This is a genomic window from Nitrosospira sp. NpAV (genome assembly GCF_000832065.1).
GTDB lineage: Bacteria > Pseudomonadota > Gammaproteobacteria > Burkholderiales > Nitrosomonadaceae > Nitrosospira.
In genome coordinates this window covers 1-324 of the sequence record NZ_JXQM01000094.1, presented here as the reverse complement: position 1 = coordinate 324, position 324 = coordinate 1, and the positions used below count along the sequence as shown (strand labels likewise).

Genomic DNA, 324 nt, shown 5'->3' with positions numbered 1-324 from the left:
CACGATGTTTATCGCATCATAAACCGCCAGCGCATCCTTGGTTGCTTTTACATCATGTACACGTAGAATTTTAGCGCCCTTGGCTCTCGCCAGTAAAGCCGCGGCAACGCTTGCATGGCCCCGATCACCTACCTCATTGCCGGCCGAGGACACGGGCACACCCAACTCCATGCTGTTCGTGCTATCCCCGGTGCCGGAACCCGAAACCTATGCCATGCTGTTGGCGGGTCTCGGCCTGGTGGGTTTTATGGGGCGGCGCCGCAAGACTGCTTAGGCAGCGCCTGAGCCTGAGCCACAGAGGGCAGATGGCCCTTTGTGGCTTTT

1 pseudogene is annotated in these 324 nt (G+C 58.6%); it reads left to right on the top strand.

Annotation, left to right across the window (positions count from 1 at the left end):
• Window positions 1-184: 184 nt before the first annotated feature.
• Window positions 185-274, top strand: a pseudogene (locus SQ11_RS16970) (PEP-CTERM sorting domain-containing protein); the annotation flags it as partial.
• Window positions 275-324 lie beyond the last annotated feature (50 nt).